This is a genomic window from Methylobacterium sp. Leaf113 (assembly GCF_001423325.1).
Lineage (GTDB): Bacteria > Pseudomonadota > Alphaproteobacteria > Rhizobiales > Beijerinckiaceae > Methylobacterium.
On the sequence record NZ_LMNJ01000054.1, the window covers coordinates 63,691 to 79,311 of the forward strand.

General features: G+C 71.4%; 14 protein-coding genes. 4 read left to right on the plus strand and 10 right to left on the minus strand.

The window, feature by feature from the left end; translation table 11 throughout:
* Window positions 1-44: 44 nt before the first annotated feature.
* Window positions 45-1,355, minus strand: coding sequence for a nucleobase:cation symporter-2 family protein (locus ASF60_RS22865; protein ID WP_056190561.1), 1,311 nt, complete (start codon window positions 1,353-1,355; stop codon window positions 45-47).
* 443 nt (window positions 1,356-1,798) lie between these two features.
* On the opposite strand from ASF60_RS22865, the gene ASF60_RS22870 reads away from it, so the two are divergent.
* Complete coding sequence (locus ASF60_RS22870) at window positions 1,799-2,059, plus strand: hypothetical protein (RefSeq protein ID WP_056190563.1); 261 nt, start codon at window positions 1,799-1,801, stop codon at window positions 2,057-2,059.
* 97 nt (window positions 2,060-2,156) lie between these two features.
* Here the strand turns inward: ASF60_RS22870 and ASF60_RS22875 are convergent, their stop codons facing one another.
* The gene (locus ASF60_RS22875) at window positions 2,157-2,600 is read right to left on the minus strand and encodes a hypothetical protein (protein WP_200941017.1); all 444 of its coding nucleotides are present in this window, start codon (window positions 2,598-2,600) and stop codon (window positions 2,157-2,159) included.
* 165 nt (window positions 2,601-2,765) lie between these two features.
* Between ASF60_RS22875 and uraD the strand changes: the two genes are divergently transcribed.
* The 3 genes from uraD (at window position 2,766) to ASF60_RS25920 (ending at window position 4,618) form a co-directional block, all read left to right on the plus strand.
* Window positions 2,766-3,647 carry a 2-oxo-4-hydroxy-4-carboxy-5-ureidoimidazoline decarboxylase gene (uraD, locus tag ASF60_RS22880; RefSeq protein WP_082508154.1) on the plus strand — a complete coding sequence of 294 codons (882 nt, stop codon included), beginning with the start codon at window positions 2,766-2,768 and terminating at the stop codon, window positions 3,645-3,647.
* A 241-nt stretch (window positions 3,648-3,888) separates the two neighbouring features.
* Window positions 3,889-4,221, plus strand: a complete 333-nt coding sequence (locus ASF60_RS22885; protein ID WP_156375970.1) for a hypothetical protein — start codon at window positions 3,889-3,891, stop codon at window positions 4,219-4,221.
* A gap of 100 nt (window positions 4,222-4,321) precedes the next feature.
* Complete coding sequence (locus tag ASF60_RS25920; RefSeq protein WP_082508155.1) at window positions 4,322-4,618, plus strand: hypothetical protein; 297 nt, start codon at window positions 4,322-4,324, stop codon at window positions 4,616-4,618.
* 21 nt (window positions 4,619-4,639) lie between these two features.
* Here ASF60_RS25920 and xdhC read toward each other — a convergent pair whose 3' ends face one another.
* The 8 genes from xdhC to ASF60_RS22930 are packed head-to-tail and all read right to left on the minus strand — an operon-like array spanning window position 4,640 to window position 15,456.
* Window positions 4,640-5,458, minus strand: coding sequence for a xanthine dehydrogenase accessory protein XdhC (gene xdhC, locus ASF60_RS22895; RefSeq protein WP_082508156.1), 819 nt, complete (start codon window positions 5,456-5,458; stop codon window positions 4,640-4,642).
* Window positions 5,455-7,815: a xanthine dehydrogenase molybdopterin binding subunit gene (xdhB, locus tag ASF60_RS22900; protein WP_056190568.1), complete on the minus strand. Its 2,361-nt coding sequence runs from the start codon at window positions 7,813-7,815 to the stop codon at window positions 5,455-5,457. Before xdhB ends, xdhC begins: the two co-directional genes overlap by 4 nt.
* On the minus strand, window positions 7,808-9,304 hold the full coding sequence (gene xdhA, locus ASF60_RS22905) for a xanthine dehydrogenase small subunit (RefSeq protein WP_056190570.1): 1,497 nt from the start codon (window positions 9,302-9,304) through the stop codon (window positions 7,808-7,810). Before xdhA ends, xdhB begins: the two co-directional genes overlap by 8 nt.
* A gap of 60 nt (window positions 9,305-9,364) precedes the next feature.
* Window positions 9,365-10,456: a BMP family ABC transporter substrate-binding protein gene (locus tag ASF60_RS22910; RefSeq protein WP_056190571.1), complete on the minus strand. Its 1,092-nt coding sequence runs from the start codon at window positions 10,454-10,456 to the stop codon at window positions 9,365-9,367.
* Between the two features lie 28 nt (window positions 10,457-10,484).
* A complete protein-coding gene (locus ASF60_RS22915) occupies window positions 10,485-11,426 on the minus strand; it encodes an ABC transporter permease (RefSeq protein ID WP_056190573.1) in 942 nt (313 codons plus the stop codon).
* A complete protein-coding gene (locus tag ASF60_RS22920; RefSeq protein WP_056190575.1) occupies window positions 11,423-12,499 on the minus strand; it encodes an ABC transporter permease in 1,077 nt (358 codons plus the stop codon). The genes ASF60_RS22915 and ASF60_RS22920 overlap by 4 nt, the downstream gene beginning before the upstream one ends.
* Window positions 12,489-14,093: an ABC transporter ATP-binding protein gene (locus ASF60_RS22925; protein WP_056190577.1), complete on the minus strand. Its 1,605-nt coding sequence runs from the start codon at window positions 14,091-14,093 to the stop codon at window positions 12,489-12,491. Before ASF60_RS22925 ends, ASF60_RS22920 begins: the two co-directional genes overlap by 11 nt.
* Window position 14,094: 1 nt before the next feature.
* Complete coding sequence (locus ASF60_RS22930) at window positions 14,095-15,456, minus strand: 8-oxoguanine deaminase (RefSeq protein WP_056190579.1); 1,362 nt, start codon at window positions 15,454-15,456, stop codon at window positions 14,095-14,097.
* Window positions 15,457-15,621: the final 165 nt, after the last annotated feature.

The window sequence follows — 15,621 nt, forward strand, 5'->3', positions numbered from 1 at the left end:
GGGTCCTCTCACGATCGATGGTCTCCCGGACCGGGTCCGGCGGCTCACGCCTCGGCGGCATGGGCGAGGCGGGCGGCCTCGGCCCGGGCGCCGTCCCGGCTGCCGAGACCGTTGAAGAACAGGTTCAGGGCGACCGCCGACAGGGCCGCCAGCAGGATGCCGGATTCCAGCAGCGGATGCAGCACGTCCGGCATCTGCTTGAAGAAGGCCGGCGCCACCAGGGGGATCAGCCCGAACCCGACCGAGACCGCGACGATGAACAGGTTGTTGCGGTTGGCGGCGAAATCGACCGCGCCGAGGATGCGTGTGCCGGTGGCCGCCACCATGCCGAACATCACCAGCCCGGCTCCCCCCAGGACGCAGGACGGCACCGCCTCCACCAGGGCCGCCAGCTTCGGAACCAGCCCGAGGCCGAGCATCACCACGCCGCCGATCACCGTGACGACGCGCGAGCGCACGCCGGTGACGCCGACGAGGCCGATGTTCTGCGAGAACGAGGTGTACGGGAAGGTGTTGAACACCCCGCCCAGCACGGTGCCGAGGCCGTCGGCGCGCAGGCCCCGGATCAGGCGGGCCTCGTCCACGGTCTCGCCGGTGATCTCGGCCAGGGCCAGGAACATGCCGGTTGATTCGATCATCACCACCACCATGACGAGGCAGAGGGTGAGGCTGGCCACGAGATCGAACTTCGGAACCCCGAAGGCGAAGGGCCGCACCACGTCGAACCACGGCGCCGTGGCCACCCGCGACAGGTCGACGAGGCCGAAGGCGCCCGCGACCCCCATGCCGACCACGATGCCGATGAGCACCGAGGCCGAGGCGACGAAGCCGCGGGTGTAGCGGGTGAGGCCCAGGATGACGAGAAGGACGAACAGCGCGATGCCGAGATAGAGCAGCGCCCCGTAGGCGGGGTTGCCGAGGCCGCCGGCGGCCCAGTTCACGCCCACCCGCATCAGCGAGATGCCGATGACCAGGATCACCGTGCCGGTCACCACCGGGGGAAACAGGGGCAGCAGCCGCCCGACCAGGGGCGCCGCCAGAAGGGCGAACAGGCCCGCGACGATGACCGCCCCGTAGATGCCCGTGAGCCCGAGATCCGGGCTGGTGCCCATGGCGATCATCGGCGTCACCGCCGCGAAGGTCACGCCCATCATCACCGGCATGCGGATGCCGATGCCGGGCAGGCCCCAGCTCTGGATCAAGGTGGCGAGGCCGCAGGCGAACAGGTCGGCGCTGACCAGCATCGCCACCTGCTCGGGCGGGAGCTTGAGGGCGCGTCCGACGATGAGCGGCACCGCGACGGCGCCGGCATACATCACCAGCACGTGCTGAAGCCCGAGAAGCAGGAGGGCCAATGGCGGGGCGGTGGGCGCGGAGCGGCCGGCTGGACCGGGCTGGGACGATGCGGGGGTTGAAGAAGAGCCGGATGCGGAAGAGCCGTGATCCACGCGTCGGTCCCTCGTCTCGCGCGCGCCCGGGAAGGCCGCGGCAGTCCGGGTCCGCAAGCCACATGCCAGCCCGAGGCCTCGTCCCCCGGAAGGGCGGACCCGCACGACCGGGTGAAATCACGCGGCACCATCCGAAGCCGCGCACCGGCCCGGAGGCCGCAGGTCAAGGTCGGTATTCCGAGCGCCTTCCCCGTGCGGCCCGGACAAAGGGCGCCCAGACTCAACATTTACGCAAGATACATTGCGCAATCACCCTCATAAGAATGTTTATGAGGGCATTCTATACATGATCCGACCGAACCAATGGCCAAGAGCCGCACTTGATTGTCTGTCCTGATCAGGAGATTGGCATGTCGAACCGACGTATCCTCATGGTTGCCGCCTCGGCTCTCATCGCAAGTCCGGGCGTCGCCCTGGCCCAGCAGTCCGGCGTCCCCGCCCCGTCCGGTACGTCGCCGGCCGGCACGGCGGGAGAGATGCGGAAGGGCGAGATGCTCAAGGCCGGGGAGATGGGCGGCGGATCGGGCAATACCGGCGTCCCCGGTGCATCGCCCGCCGCCGACGGCAACAAGACCCAGGATTCGCGCACGACCCACACGCGGGATCGCTGAACCCTACTCCGCCCGGGGGCGGGGACACCCACGCCCGGGCGGGCGCCGGATGGCGGCCCGGATCGCGGCCCTGCCTGTCGGGCCGCCTGACGGAAGGTCAGGACTCGCGCGGCACGCTTTGAGTCACGTCGTCCCGGCTTCCGTCTTGCCGGCTCGTGCCATCCGTTTTCGGGTCGCGCTTATGCGAATCGCCTTTGCGAAGTTCGTCGTAGAGGCGCTGGACCTCTTGGATCGTGGCATGGCCCCGGCTCCAGTTGGTCTCGCGGACATTGGTCTCGGTGAAGGCGCTGTGCGAGGTGCCGCCGAAGCCGTTGAACACCGTCTCGACTCCGTCCTGGTGATAGTCGATCCGGTACGAGGGGCTGAACCCCTTTCCTTTGTGTTTGCCGGTCACGCCGATGCGCACCCGGGCGTCGCCGTGCCGCTTCTGGCAGAAGCGCATGTTGCCGAGGAGGCGGCGCAGGTACTCCTCCGGCGCGGCGAGATCGCCCGCGACCTGGAGCAGGGTCGCGTCGGGCGGAAGATGCGTCTTGCGGATCATGGCGCCCTCGTCTCGTGGTCCAGCGGACCGGGCGGACTTCGCCCGGCGGGCAGGAGCGCGCGCAAGACCACATTTCCGCGGCCCTGGCGAGCGCCACCCGCGCCGGATGGCCCGTTGCCTGCTATGCCGGCCTGCCGAAACCGGCTGCGCACAGGAAGGATTCCGATGCCGATTCTCGACGATCTGAACCGCGCTTCGCCCGCGGCGTTCGTCGATGCCCTCGGGGCGGTGTTCGAGCACGCGCCCTGGGTCGCCGAGGCGGCGGCCGGGCAGCGCCCGTTTCCCACGGTCACGGCGCTCCTCGCCGCCATGCGGGGCGCGGTGGAGGCCGCCCCCGAGACGGCGCGCCTCGGCCTGCTGACCGGCCACCCCGAACTCGCGGGCCGCGCCGCCCGCGACGGACGGATCGCCCCCGATTCGATCGCCGAGCAGGCCTCGGCCGGGCTCGACCGCTTGTCCGAGGCGGAATACGCGCGGTTCGCGGCGCTGAACGCGGCCTACGTGGCGCGCTTCGGGTTTCCCTTCATCCTCTGCATCCGGCGCCACGGCCGCGCCTCGCTCCTGCGCGCTTTTGCGGCGCGCCTCGCCTCCGACGCCGAGACCGAGCGCGCCACCGCCCTGTCGGAGGTGTTCCGCATCGCCGCGATCCGCCTTGGCGCGCTGGTCGAAGGACCGGGCGCCCTGCGCACCACCGGGCGGATCTCGACGCACATCCTCGACACCGCGGCGGGACGGCCGGCGTCGGGCGTGGCGGTGGAACTGCACGAATGGGTCTCCGACACCGAGACCGCCCTCATCGCCCGGGCCGTGACCAACGCGGACGGGCGCACCGACGCGCCCCTCATCGCCGACCGTCCGGTGCCGATCGCCGCCTACGAGCTGCGCTTCCACATCGGCGACCATTTCCGGACGACCCAACCGGGCCTGCCCGAACCGCCCTTCCTCGACATCGTGACGCTGCGCTTCGGCGTCGCCGAGCCGGAGGGGCATTATCACGTGCCGCTGGTGGCGAGCCCGTGGAGCTACCAGACCTATCGGGGCAGTTGAGCCACGGACTCCTGAGCCCCGGACTTCTGAGCATTGGACTTCTGAGCACCCGAATCCTTCGCTCTTTGGGATGCGCTGTCCCGACGCGGAGCGCCCGCGCTTCCCCATCCAGTCGATCCGTTGCCGAGCGAAGCAGCCATCATCGATCCAGCCTGATCCGCGCAAGATATCGACCAGCACCATCCTGAAGACCGCCGGCACGCGTGCGCAGACGTCGAGATGTGCGGAACAAGCCTCGGTGATGTCGGGCCGGTCCGGCACGTCCTTTGCCAGGACCATCCTCGATCATGCGGGCGCCGGGCTCGCGGGAGGACGTGATGTGCCGCAGCTGTTCCTGAAGCGTAGGTTTGCAAGCGTTGGAATGCTCGGGCGGAGCCTCGCGGCCGCGCTCGTCACGGCCGGCCTGTTCATGCTGACGCCGGCGCCCCGGGCCCAGGGCACCCTGATCGCTCCCGGCGGCCAGTCCCGGGTCACGGCCCCCGGCGGCCTGCGCGGACGCGCGGCCCTCCGACACCGGGCGATCCGGCACCGGGCAGCCCGGCACCGGGCACCCCGGCACAAACGTCACCGCTGAGCCCGCTTCCGCCGAAGCCGCGCCGAACGCCGACCTTTCCGAAAGCCCGACGCGACATCGCGCGACGCTCTCCGCCTCCTTGCGAACCCTGGAGCCTGCCATGATCCAGCCCACCCCGATCCGTTTGATCACCGTCCTGACCCTGTCGCTCGGCCTCGCCGGGGCGGCCCTGGCCCAGGGCGCCGGCGCGCCGGCCGGCATGGATGCCGCCACCGCGCCGGGCGGCACCGAGGGCCGGGCAGGCCCCCGCAACGAGGCCGAGGCGATCAGCAGCGGCGACGCGATCCCGGTCCCGCCCCGGGCCGGCGGCATTGCGGCCGAGTCGATGCCTGCCGAGTCCATGCCTGCCGAGTCGATGCCCGCACGCGGAGCGAACGTCCCGCCGCCGCGTCCCTGATCGGCCGGTCGAGCCTCCAGATCAGCCCGCAAAGACGCCGATCAGTTCGGCCGCCACCAGGGCGGCGATGACGGCCGGGCGCTTGTCGCGCACCGGCCTGCCGCCGATCGGGCAGACGAGGCGGTCGAGGGCGGCCGCGTCGAGCCCCATCGCCCGGAAGGCGCTGAGGAAGGTCGCCCGCTTGGTGGCCGATCCGATCAGGCCGAGATACGCGAAGCTGTTGGCCTCCAGCAGGCTGGCGCAGATCAGGCTGTCGAGGGCGTGGCTGTGGGTGAGCACCACGTGCGCGGCCCCCGGCGGCGCGGCCTCGGCCACGGCACTGGCCGAGCCGACCTCCCGGAGGATGCGGGCGCCCTCCACGCGGGCGATCTCCCCGGGCCGGTCGTCGACGATCCGGGTGCGGAACGGCAGCGGGTCGAGGGCCAGCGCCAGGGCGCGCCCGACATGGCCGGCGCCGTAGATCAGCACCCACGGCGCCCGCGCCGCTCCCTCGGCCTCCCGGGCGCTGAGGCTCGCGCACGTCTCGGCCCCGGCCCGGACGATCGTCAGGGTGACGTGCCCGCCGCAGCATTGTCCGGTTTCCGGCCCGAGCGGCATCGGCAGGGTGGCCTCCCGCTCGCCCGCCGCCAGGAGTTGCCGGGCCCGGGCGATGCCCGCCCATTCGTAGGTGCCGCCCCCGATGGTGCCGACGACCCGGCCGGGCATCACCAGCATGGCGGTGCCGGCGGCGCGCGGCGTCGAGCCCCGCGCCTCCGACAGGGTAACGAGGGCCGCCGGCTCGCCCGCCGCGAGGGCGCCCGCCAGGGTTTCCGACAGCGCCTCCGACGGGTCGAGGCTCACGGCTGCGCGGTTTGCGGATGGTCCGCCAGGGCCCGCATCCGCTCGACGGCGTCGAGGACGCGTTCGGGCGTCGCCGGGGCGTCGAGGCGGGGGCAGTGCCGGTGCCCGGCGACGCTCGCCACCGCGTCCGACAGGGCGTGCAGCCCGGCGATGCCGAGCATCAGCGGCGGCTCGCCCACCGCCTTCGAGCGGTAGATCGTCGCCTCGCGATTCGCGTTCTCGTAGAGGGCCACGTTGAAGATGCGCGGGCGGTCGCCGCAGGCCGGGATCTTGTAGGTGGACGGCGCATGGGTGCGTAAAGCGCCCTTGCCGTCCCACCACAATTCCTCGGTGGTGAGCCAGCCCAGCCCCTGGATGAAGCCGCCCTCGATCTGGCCCCGGTCCACCGCCGGGTTCAGGGAGCGGCCGCAATCGTGCAGGATGTCGGCCCGCTCGATCCGGTATTCGCCGGTCAGCGTGTCCACCGCCGCCTGCACGCAGGCCGCGCCGTAGGCGAAATAGTAGAACGGGTGGCCCCGGCCGGCATCGCGGTCCCAGTGGATGGTCGGGGTCTTGTAGAAGCCCGTGGCCGAGAGCTGGACGCGGGCGAGGTAGGCCTTGTGGATCAGCTCGGCCCAGGCGATCTCCTGGTTGCCGACCCGGACCCGGTTGGGCAGGAACAGCACCGTCTCGGGCGCGACGCTCCAGGCCTCGGCCGCGAAGGCGACGAGGCGGTCCTTCAGTGTCTGGGCGGCCGCGCGGGCCGCCATGCCGTTGAGATCCGCCCCCGACGAGGCGGCGGTGGCCGAGGTGTTGGGTACCTTGCCGGTCGTGGTCGCGGTGATGCGGACCCGGTCGGCATCGATCTGGAATTCCTCCGCCACCACCTGCGCGACCTTGACGTAGAGCCCCTGGCCCATCTCGGTGCCGCCGTGGTTCAGGCCGACCGAACCGTCATTGTAGATGTGCACCAGGGCGCCGGCCTGGTTATAGGCGGTCGAGGTGAAGGAGATGCCGAACTTCACCGGCGTCAGGGCGATGCCGCGCTTGATCACCGGGCTCGCTTCATTTGCCGCATGCAGGGCCGCGCGGCGCCCAGCATACTCACAATCCACTTCCAGTTTGGCCACCAAATCCCGGATGCAATTGTCGGAAATGGTCTGGTGGTAGGGCGTGACGTTGTCGGTCTCGGTACCGTAGAAATTGCGCTTGCGCACCTCCAACGGGTCGAGGCCGCAGGCATAGGCCACCTCCTCGATCACCCGCTCGGCCGCCACCATGCCCTGCGGGCCGCCGAAGCCCCGGAAGGCGGTGTTGGACTGGGTGTGGGTGCGGTAGGGCCGCGAGGTCAGGTGCACCGCCGGGTAGTGATAGCAATTGTCGGCGTGGAACAGGGCGCGGTCGGTGACCGGCCCCGACAGGTCGGCGGCCCAGCCGCAGCGGGCGGCGAGCTGCATGTCGACCGCCAGGATCTTGCCCGCGGCATCGTGGCCGACGAGGTAATCGACCTCGAAATCGTGGCGCTTGCCCGTGATGATCATGTCGTCGTCGCGGTCGGGCCGGATCTTGGCGGCGCGTCCGGTCGTCTTGGCCACCAGGGCCGCCACGCAGGCGAACAGGTTCGACTGGCTCTCCTTGCCGCCGAAGCCGCCGCCCATCCGGCGGATCTCGGCCGTCACCGCGGAATTGACCGTGCCCAGCACCTTAGCGACCAGGGCCTGGGCCTCCGAGGGGTGCTGGGTCGAGGTGTAGACCGTGACCTCGTCGTCCTCGCCCGGAATGGCCAGCGCGATCTGGCCCTCGAGGTAGAAGTGCTCCTGGCCGCCGATGGCCATCCGGCCCCGGACGATGCCGGGAGCCTCCGCCAGCACCGCGTCGGAATCGCCGCGCGTCAGGGTCATGGGCGGCCAGACCAGCGTGCCGTCCGCCCGGGCCTCCCGGTAGGTCAGGACGGGCGCGCGGTCTTCGTAGGCGATGACGGCGTGGCGGGCGGCGCGGCGGGCCGCATCGCGGGTCAGGGCCGCCACCGCGAAGATCGGCTGGCCGACATACGACACCGTGTCCTCGGCCAGCATCGGCTCGTCGTTCCGGTGCGAGGACGAGATGTCGTTGACGCCCGGGACGTCGGCGGCGGTGAACACCGCGACCACGCCCTCGGCGCTGCGCACGGGGTCGAGATCCACCGAGACCAGGCGGGCATGGGCGCGTTCGCTCAGGCCCAGGCAGACATGCAGCAGGCCGGCCGGCTCGGCCATGTCGTCGATGTAGATCGCCGAACCGCCGACGTGGCGGGCGGCGCTGTCGTGGATGCGCGGCGTGTGGGCGCCGCCCGCGATCCGGTCGTCCGCCTTCGGGGCAGGGGGCGTGCGATCAAGCATGAGCCAGTGCTCCCACCCTCGCCAAGCGGGTTTCCGGCGCCTCCGGGGCGCTCTCGTGGATCAGGCGCTCGATCAGGTTGCCGGCGACCTTGAGGCGGTAGGCAGCCGAAGCCCGCATGTCGGTGAGCGGGGTGAAGTCCTGCGCGAGTGCGGCCTTGAAGGCCGGGATCACGGCGGCGTCGAGGGCTTGCCCCACCAGCGCGGCCTCGGCCTGGACGGCCCGCTTCGGGGTGCCGGCCATGCCGCCATAGGCGATGCAGGCTTCCTCGATCGTGCCGCCGTCGAGCGTCAGTCGGAAGGCGCCGAGGACGGCCGAAATATCCTCGTCGAAGCGCTTCGAAATCTTGTAGGCGCGGAAGATCGCCTTCGGGCCGAGTCTCGGCACCCGCACCCCGGCGACGAACTCGCCCGGGCGCAGGTCCTGCCGGCCATAGGCGACGAAGAAATCCGCGAGGGGAATCTCGCGCTCGGTCCCCCGGCCGATGAGATGGAGGCCTGCCCCGAGGGCGATCAGGGCCGGCGCCGCGTCGCCGATGGGGGAGCCGTTGGCGATGTTGCCGCCGAGGGTGCCGGCATTGCGGGTCTGGGCGGCACCGTGGCGGCGGAAGAGTTCGCCGAGATCCGGATGCAGTCCGGCGAGATGCGTGCCGGCCTCGGCGAGGCTCACGCCGGCTCCGAGATACAGGTGATCGGGCGCCTCGCCCACGACGCGCAGGCTTCGCACCCGCCCGAGCCAGATCACCGGGTCGAGCACGCGCAGGCCCTTGGTCACCCAGAGGGCGACATCGGTGGCGCCGGCCACGATCGTCGCCTGGGGGTGCTCGGCCATGAGATCGACGAGCGCCTGGATGGTGGCCGGGGCGAAGAAGCGGCCCTTCGGCCCGGAGACCGCAACGGTCTCGTCGTCGCGCAAGGCCAGCAGCCGGGCGAGGGTGGCGTCGTGGGCGGCGTCGAAGGCATCCGCTTCCGGCAGGGCCAGCGCCCGCTCGGCCGCGCGCACGATCGGGGCATAGCCGGTACAGCGGCAGAGATTGCCCGCGAGGGCATCGTCGATGGGGCTCGCGGAGGTCCAGACTTCCCCGGCCGCGGCGGGCCAATCCTTGGTCATGGCGAACAGCGACATCACGAAGCCCGGCGTGCAGAAGCCGCATTGCGAGCCGTGCTCCTCCACCATCAGGCGCTGGACCGGATGGAGCGTGCCGTCGCTCCCACGCAGGTGCTCCACGGTGAGGAGCTGGCAGCCGTCGAGCATGCCCAGGAAGGTGATGCAGGCATCGACCGTGCGGTAGCGCAGGCGCTCGGCGCCGGGCGGCCCCTCGGGGCGCACCACCACCACCGTGCAGGCCCCGCAATCGCCCTCGTTGCAGCCCTCCTTGGTGCCGACCAGCCGCTCGGGGCCGCGCAGCCAGTCGAGCACCGTCAGGGTCGGATCGCAGGCCTCGATCGTGCGCGCCTCATGGCCGAGGAGGAAGCGGATCGCGTGTCTCATGCGGCCTCTCGTGTTCGAACGCCGGTTCCTCGCTCCCCCACGGGTCGGTTCGCGACGGCCCTAGCGCGGCAGCGTGTCGGCGATGCCCTTCACGTACCAGTTCATGCCGAGGATCATCGGGTCGGGGGCGTTCTCGCCGGCCTTCACCGCCTCGGTGCCGTCCTGCTTGAAGACGGGGCCGTGGAAGGGCAGGAGCGTGCCGTTCGCGATCGCCGTCTTGGTGGCCTCGGCCTGGGCCTTCACGTCGTCGGGCATGTTGGCGAAGGGCGCCAGCACGACCATGCCGTCCTTGATGCCGCCCCAGGTGTCGTGGCTCTTCCAGGTGCCGTCCAGGACGGCCTTGGCCTCGCCGATGACGTAGCCGTCCCAGTCGTCGACGATCGAGGTGAGCTGGGCCTTCGGGGCGAAACGCATCTGGTCCGAGGATTGTCCGAAGGCGAGCTTGCCCTGCTTCTCGGCCTCCTGCAACGGCGCAGCGGAATCGGTGTGCTGCGACAGGATGTCGGCGCCCTGGGCCAGCAGCGCCTTGGCGGCCTCGGCCTCCTTGCCCGGGTCGAACCAGGTGTTGACCCAGACGATCTTGATCTTGATGTCGGGGTTCACCGACTGGGCGCCGAGCATGAAGGCGTTGATGCCGCTCACCACCTCGGGGATCGGGAACGAGGCGATGTAGCCCAGCGTGCCGGTCTTCGAGAGGCGCCCGGCGATCACCCCGCAGACGTAGCGGCCCTCGTAGAAGCGGGCCGAGTAGGTCGAGACGTTGGGCGCGCGCTTGTAGCCGGTGGCGTGCTCGAACTTCACCTTGGGGAACTTCTTGGCGACCTTCAGGGTCGGCTCCATGAAGCCGAACGAGGTGGTGAAGACCAGGCCGTAGCCGGAGCGGGCGAAGCTCTCGATGGACCGCTCGCTGTCGGCCTCCGGCACGTTCTCGAGGAAGCTGGTCTCGACCTTGTCGCCCAGCGCGGCGGCGAGGGCCTTGCGGCTCTGGTCGTGCTGGTACGAGTAGCCGTAATCGGCCACCGGCCCGACATAGACGAAGCCGACCTTCAGCTTCTCGCCGGGCTTCTTCTCCTGCGCGTGCGCGTCCGGGGCCTGCGCGGCCCCGAGTCCGAGGGCGAGAACGGCCACCAGGGCACCCTGCACGATCCGCATCGTTCCGATATCCTTCCAGAATGCACGTCTACCGGTGCGGGGTGAAGACGCGGCCGAGGGCCGCCGGGGCGAGGGAGCCGCCCTGGCGCCTGCCGAGGGAGAGCAAGACCAGGGCCAGGATGGTGGCGAGGTAGGGCAGGGCGGAGAGGAGTTGCCCCGGCAGGCCGAGGCCGGCCGCCTGGGCATTGAGCTGGAGCACCGTGGCGCCGCCGAACAGCAGGGCGCCGGCCACCGCCCGGAGCGGATTCCAGGAGGCGAAGACCACGAGGGCCAGGGCGATCCAGCCGCGCCCGGCCGTCATCGCGGGCGCCCAGAACGAGGTGTAGGACAGCGACAGGTAGGCCCCGGCCAGCCCCGCGCAGGCCCCGCCGAACAGCACCGCGAGGACGCGCACCTTGCGGACCTGCAGGCCCAGCGCGTGGGTGGCGGTGTGGTCGTCGCCGATGGCCCGCAGGATCAGGCCGGCGCGGGTGCGCCACAGGAACCACCACACCCCGGCCGCCAGCGCGAAGGCGAAGTAGACGAAGCCGTCCTGCCCGAAGAGCAGGCCGCCGAGGCCGGGCAGATCGGTAAGACCCGGCACGGACAAGTGCGGCGCCGGATCGCGCTTGAGGCCGACATAGGAGGCGCCGACGAGGCCCGAGAGCCCGAGCCCCAGGATCGTCATGGCGAGGCCGGAGGCGACCTGATTGGCGCTCAGCACCACCGTGAGAAGTCCGAACAGGGCCGAGAGGGCGAGGCCCGCCCCGGCCCCCGCCAGCGCGCCGAGCAGCGTCGAGCCGGTCTCCACCGCCACCGCGAAACCGGCGGCGGCGCCCAGCACCATCATGCCCTCGACGCCGAGGTTGAGCACGCCCGCGCGCTCGGCGACGAGTTCGCCGAGCGCCGCGATCATCAGCGGGGTGGCGGCGGCCACGATGGTGATGAGCACCATCTGGACGATATCGAGGCTGACGCCGTGGATGGTCATGCGGTCGCTCCCGGCACGAGGCGGACCCGGTAGCGCGACAGGGCGTCGGCCCCGAGCACCAGGGCGAGCAGCAGGCCCTGGAAGGCCCGCGTCAGGTCGAGGGGGAGCTTCAGGTCGATCTGCGCGCCCTCGCCCCCGATGGTGGTGAGGGCGATGACCAGGGCCGCCACCAGGATACCCATCGGGGACAGCCGCCCGAGGAACGCCACGATGATGGCGGTGAAGCCGTAGCCCGGCGAGATCGACGGCTGGAGTTGGCCGATCCGGCCCGCCACCTCGCAGATTCCGGCCAGTCCCGCGGCGCCCCCGGAGACGGCGAAGACCGCGAGCGTCAGGCGCCCGTCGCTGAAGCCGGCGAAGCGCGCCGCGCGCGGGCTCGCCCCCACCACCCGCACGGTGAAGCCGAACAGGGTGCGGCCGAGAACCAGGGTGGCGAGGACCACAACCGCCAGCGCGATGGCGACGCCGGCATGGAGGGTGCCGCCCTCCATCAGGTAGGGCAGGCGGGCGGCGTCATCGAAGGTGACGCTCTGGGGAAAGTTGAAGCCGGCCGGATCGCGCAGCGGGCCGCGCGCCATGTAGTCGAGCAGCAGTTCGGCCACGTAGACCAGCATCAGGCTGGTGAGGATCTCGGAGACGCCGAGGCGCACCTTGAGGAGGGCCGGGATCAGCCCGTAGAGCATGCCGGCCCCCGTGCCGACGAGGAGCATCAGGGGCAGCACCCAGAGGGGATCGCCGGGCGATCCGTGGGTGGCGACGCCGATCCAGCCGCCGAACAGGCCGCCGACGACGAACTGTCCCTCGGCCCCGATATTCCAGATGTTGGCGCGGTAGCAGAAGGCCAGGCCGGTGGCGATGAGGGCGAGCGGCGCGGCCTTGACGGCCACCTCCTGCAGCGACCAGACCTCGCTCAGGGGCGCCACGAAGTAGGTGACGAAGGCGGTGGCCGGCGAGCGGCCCATGACGGCCACCACGAGCCCGCCCGTCACCAGCGCGGCCAGGAAGGCCAGGATGGGCGAGAGCGCGTCCATCAGGGCCGACCGGTTGGTGCGCGGGGTCAGGTCAATGCGCATGGGCCGGCTCCCGGGCGTGATCCGGCGCGCCCGCCACCGGACCCTCGGCGGCTTCCGCGGGGTTCGCCCCGCCCATGCGCAGCCCCAGGGCCTCGCGGGTGGTCTCGGCGGCCGGCACCGGCGGCGACAGGGTGCCGTCATGCAGCACGGCGATGCGGCCGGCGATCTCGAACAATTCGTCGAGGTCCTGGCTGATCACCAGCACGGCGGCGCCGCGGGAAGCGAGATCGAGGAGCGCCTGCCGGATATGGGCGGCCGCGAGGGCGTCGACGCCCCAGGTCGGCTGGTTGACCACGAGGATGCCGGGCTCGGCCAGGATCTCGCGCCCCATCAGGTATTTCTGCAGGTTGCCGCCCGACAGCGTTCCGGCGGCGGGATCGGGTCCCGCCTTGCGCACGTCGAAGGCCGCGATCACGTCCCGGGCCAGGGCCTTGGCGGCGGCGCGGCGCAGGACTCCGAAGCGGCTCAAGCCTGCGGTGGCGTGGCGCGACAGGATCGCGTTGTCGGACAGGCTCAGGGTCGGGGCCGCGCCGTGGCCGTTGCGCTCCTCCGGCACGAAACCGGCGCCGCCGCGCCGCCGGGCGGTGATGCCGAGGCGCCCCGAAGCGACGCCGTCGAACCGCACCATGCCGGCCTCCGGCGCCAGGGTCTCGCCCGAGAGGGCATCGAACAGCTCCGCCTGCCCGTTGCCGGCGATCCCCGCGAGGCCGACGATCTCGCCGCCGCGCACGCTCAAGGAGACGCCGTCGAGGGCGGTGCCGTGCAGGCCGGGGGCGGGGAGGGTGAGCCCGGACAGGACCAGGCGCTCCGGCCCGGTCGCCACGCCGGAAGGTGGCTTCACCTCACGCACTTGGACGCCCACCATCATGGCGGCGAGGGACCGGGCGGTCTCGGCGCGGGGATCGCAGGCCCCCACCACCCGGCCGCCGCGCAGGATGGTGGCACGCGCGCACAGCCGGCGCACCTCGTCGAGGCGGTGCGAGATGTAGAGCAGCGCCCGGCCCTCGTCGCGCAGGCGTTCCAGCACGGTGAACAGCAATTCGGCCTCGCCCGGGGTCAGCACCGAGGTCGGCTCGTCGAGGATCACGAGCTTGGGGTCCTGCAGCAGGCAGCGGATGATCTCGATGCGCTGGCGCTCGCCGGCCGAGAGCGACCAGACCGGCCGGTCGGGGTCGAGGTGCAGGCCGTAGGTCGACCCGACCTCCGCGATCCGGGCCTTCAGGGTCCGGCCGCTCAGGCCCTTGGGCATCACCAGCGCGATGTTCTCGGCGACCGTCAGGTTCTCGCAGAGCGAAAAGTGCTGGAACACCATGCCGATGCCCAGCGCGCGGGCGGCCTCCGGATGGGCGAGGCGCACGACGTCGCCCCGATGGGTCACCACCCCCTCGGTGGGCTCCAGGAGCCCGTACAGGATCTTCATCAGGGTCGACTTGCCGGCGCCGTTCTCGCCCAGCAGGGCGTGGATCTCGCCGGCCCGGATCTCGAGATCGATGCCGTCATTGGCCGTGAAGGCGCCGAAGCGCTTGACGATGCCATAGGCGCCGAAGAGGGGTGTCGGCCCCTCCGTGCGGACAGGGGGGACGACGGGGACCACGCTAGAGCGCGCCGAACAGCGCGTGGGCGAGGCGGGTATGGGCCTCGCGCAACTGGCCGGTCTCGATCCCGAGGGGCTGGCCGTCGATGACCCGCCAGGAGCCTGCCACCATCACCCGGTCGGCCCGGTGGGCGCCGCACAGTACCAGGGCCGCGAGGGGATCGTGCGCGCCGGAAAAGCGCAGTTCGTCGAGGGTGAACAGGGCCAGATCCGCCTCGCAGCCCTCCGCGATGCGGCCGATGTCGCTGCGCCCGAGGCAGGCAGCGGAGCCCTCGGTCGCCCAGCGCAGGGCGTCGAGATGGGTGACGGCCTCGGCGCCGTAGGTCAGGCGGTTGATCATCAGGGCGTGGCGCACGCCCTCCATCAGGTTCGAACTGTCGTTGGAGGCCGAGCCGTCGACCCCGAGGCCGACGGGCGAGCCGGCCGCCTCCAATTCGCAGGTCCGGCACTGGCCCGAGGCCAGGGTCATGTTTGAGGTCGGGCAGTGGCACACGCCGACGCCGGCCGCACCGAGGCGCTTCACCTCCGCGTCGTTGAAGTGGATGCCGTGGGCGAGCCAGGTGCGCGGCCCCATCCAGCCCACCTCCTCGAGGTAGTCCACCGGGCGCTGGCCGAACATCGCGACGCAGTAGCGGTCCTCGTCCAGCGTCTCGCCGAGATGGGTGTGCAGGCGGCAATCGTGGGCGTCCGCCAGGGCCGCGCTCTCGCGCATCAGCCGCTTGGTGACGTTGAAGGGCGAGCACGGGGCCAGCCCGATCTGCACCATCGCGCCCGGCTTGGGGTCGTGGAACAGGCGCAGCACCCGCTCGCTGTCGGCCAGGATGGTGTCGTCGTCCTGCGTCAGGCATTCGGGCGGCAGGCCGCCGTCGCGCACCGACAAGCTCATCGAACCGCGGGTGACGAAGGCCCGGATACCAAGGGGGCCGGCCTCCTCGACCTGGATGTCGACGGAGGATTCGAGGCCCTTGGGGAACAGGTAATGGTGGTCGCCGGCCGTGGTGCAGCCGGAGAGCAGCAGCTCGGTATAGGCAAGCCGGGTGGCCAGCCGGAACGCCTCGGGGGTGATCCTGTCCCAGACCGTGTAGAGCGCTTTCAGCCACGGGAAGAGCGGCTTGTTGATCGCCACCGGGTGGGCGCGGGTGAGCGTCTGGAAGAAGTGGTGGTGGGTGTTGATGAGGCCGGGCACGACCACGTGGCGGCTGGCGTCGAAGGTCTCGTGGACGGGCGCGGCGGGCGTGCCGCCCGCGGGCACGCGCTCGACGATGCGGGTACCTGCGACGACGAGGCCGCCGCCGGAATCCAGCGCCAGGATCGCCAGCGGGTTGCGGATCCAGACTCGTCGCGTCGCGGGGATTTCGACCATGCTGATCCGGTGTTCCCTCGGTGCGGACCGGCCCTCACCCTGGCCCGCCCGGAAATCGGGAGGCCGGACGGCGGTCCGGCCTCGTCGTTCAGGTCATGGTCTGCAGACCTCGCCTGCAGACCATCGATCAAGGTGCCTGTCCTGTGAGAAGGCGCCTGCCGTTGG

Excerpts from the sequence above, each read along its gene's own strand:
- ASF60_RS22885 (WP_156375970.1), top strand. The coding sequence starts at position 3,889 with ATGTCGGGCCGGTCCGGCACGTCCTTTGCCAGGACCATCCTCGATCAT.
- ASF60_RS22875 (WP_200941017.1), bottom strand. The coding sequence starts at position 2,600 with ATGATCCGCAAGACGCATCTTCCGCCCGACGCGACCCTGCTCCAGGTC.
- xdhA (WP_056190570.1), bottom strand. The coding sequence starts at position 9,304 with ATGAGACACGCGATCCGCTTCCTCCTCGGCCATGAGGCGCGCACGATC.
- ASF60_RS22910 (WP_056190571.1), bottom strand. The coding sequence starts at position 10,456 with ATGCGGATCGTGCAGGGTGCCCTGGTGGCCGTTCTCGCCCTCGGACTC.
- uraD (WP_082508154.1), top strand. The coding sequence starts at position 2,766 with ATGCCGATTCTCGACGATCTGAACCGCGCTTCGCCCGCGGCGTTCGTC.
- ASF60_RS22915 (WP_056190573.1), bottom strand. The coding sequence starts at position 11,426 with ATGACCATCCACGGCGTCAGCCTCGATATCGTCCAGATGGTGCTCATC.
- ASF60_RS25920 (WP_082508155.1), top strand. The coding sequence starts at position 4,322 with ATGATCCAGCCCACCCCGATCCGTTTGATCACCGTCCTGACCCTGTCG.
- ASF60_RS22930 (WP_056190579.1), bottom strand. The coding sequence starts at position 15,456 with ATGGTCGAAATCCCCGCGACGCGACGAGTCTGGATCCGCAACCCGCTG.
- xdhB (WP_056190568.1), bottom strand. The coding sequence starts at position 7,815 with ATGCTTGATCGCACGCCCCCTGCCCCGAAGGCGGACGACCGGATCGCG.
- ASF60_RS22920 (WP_056190575.1), bottom strand. The coding sequence starts at position 12,499 with ATGCGCATTGACCTGACCCCGCGCACCAACCGGTCGGCCCTGATGGAC.
- ASF60_RS22870 (WP_056190563.1), top strand. The coding sequence starts at position 1,799 with ATGTCGAACCGACGTATCCTCATGGTTGCCGCCTCGGCTCTCATCGCA.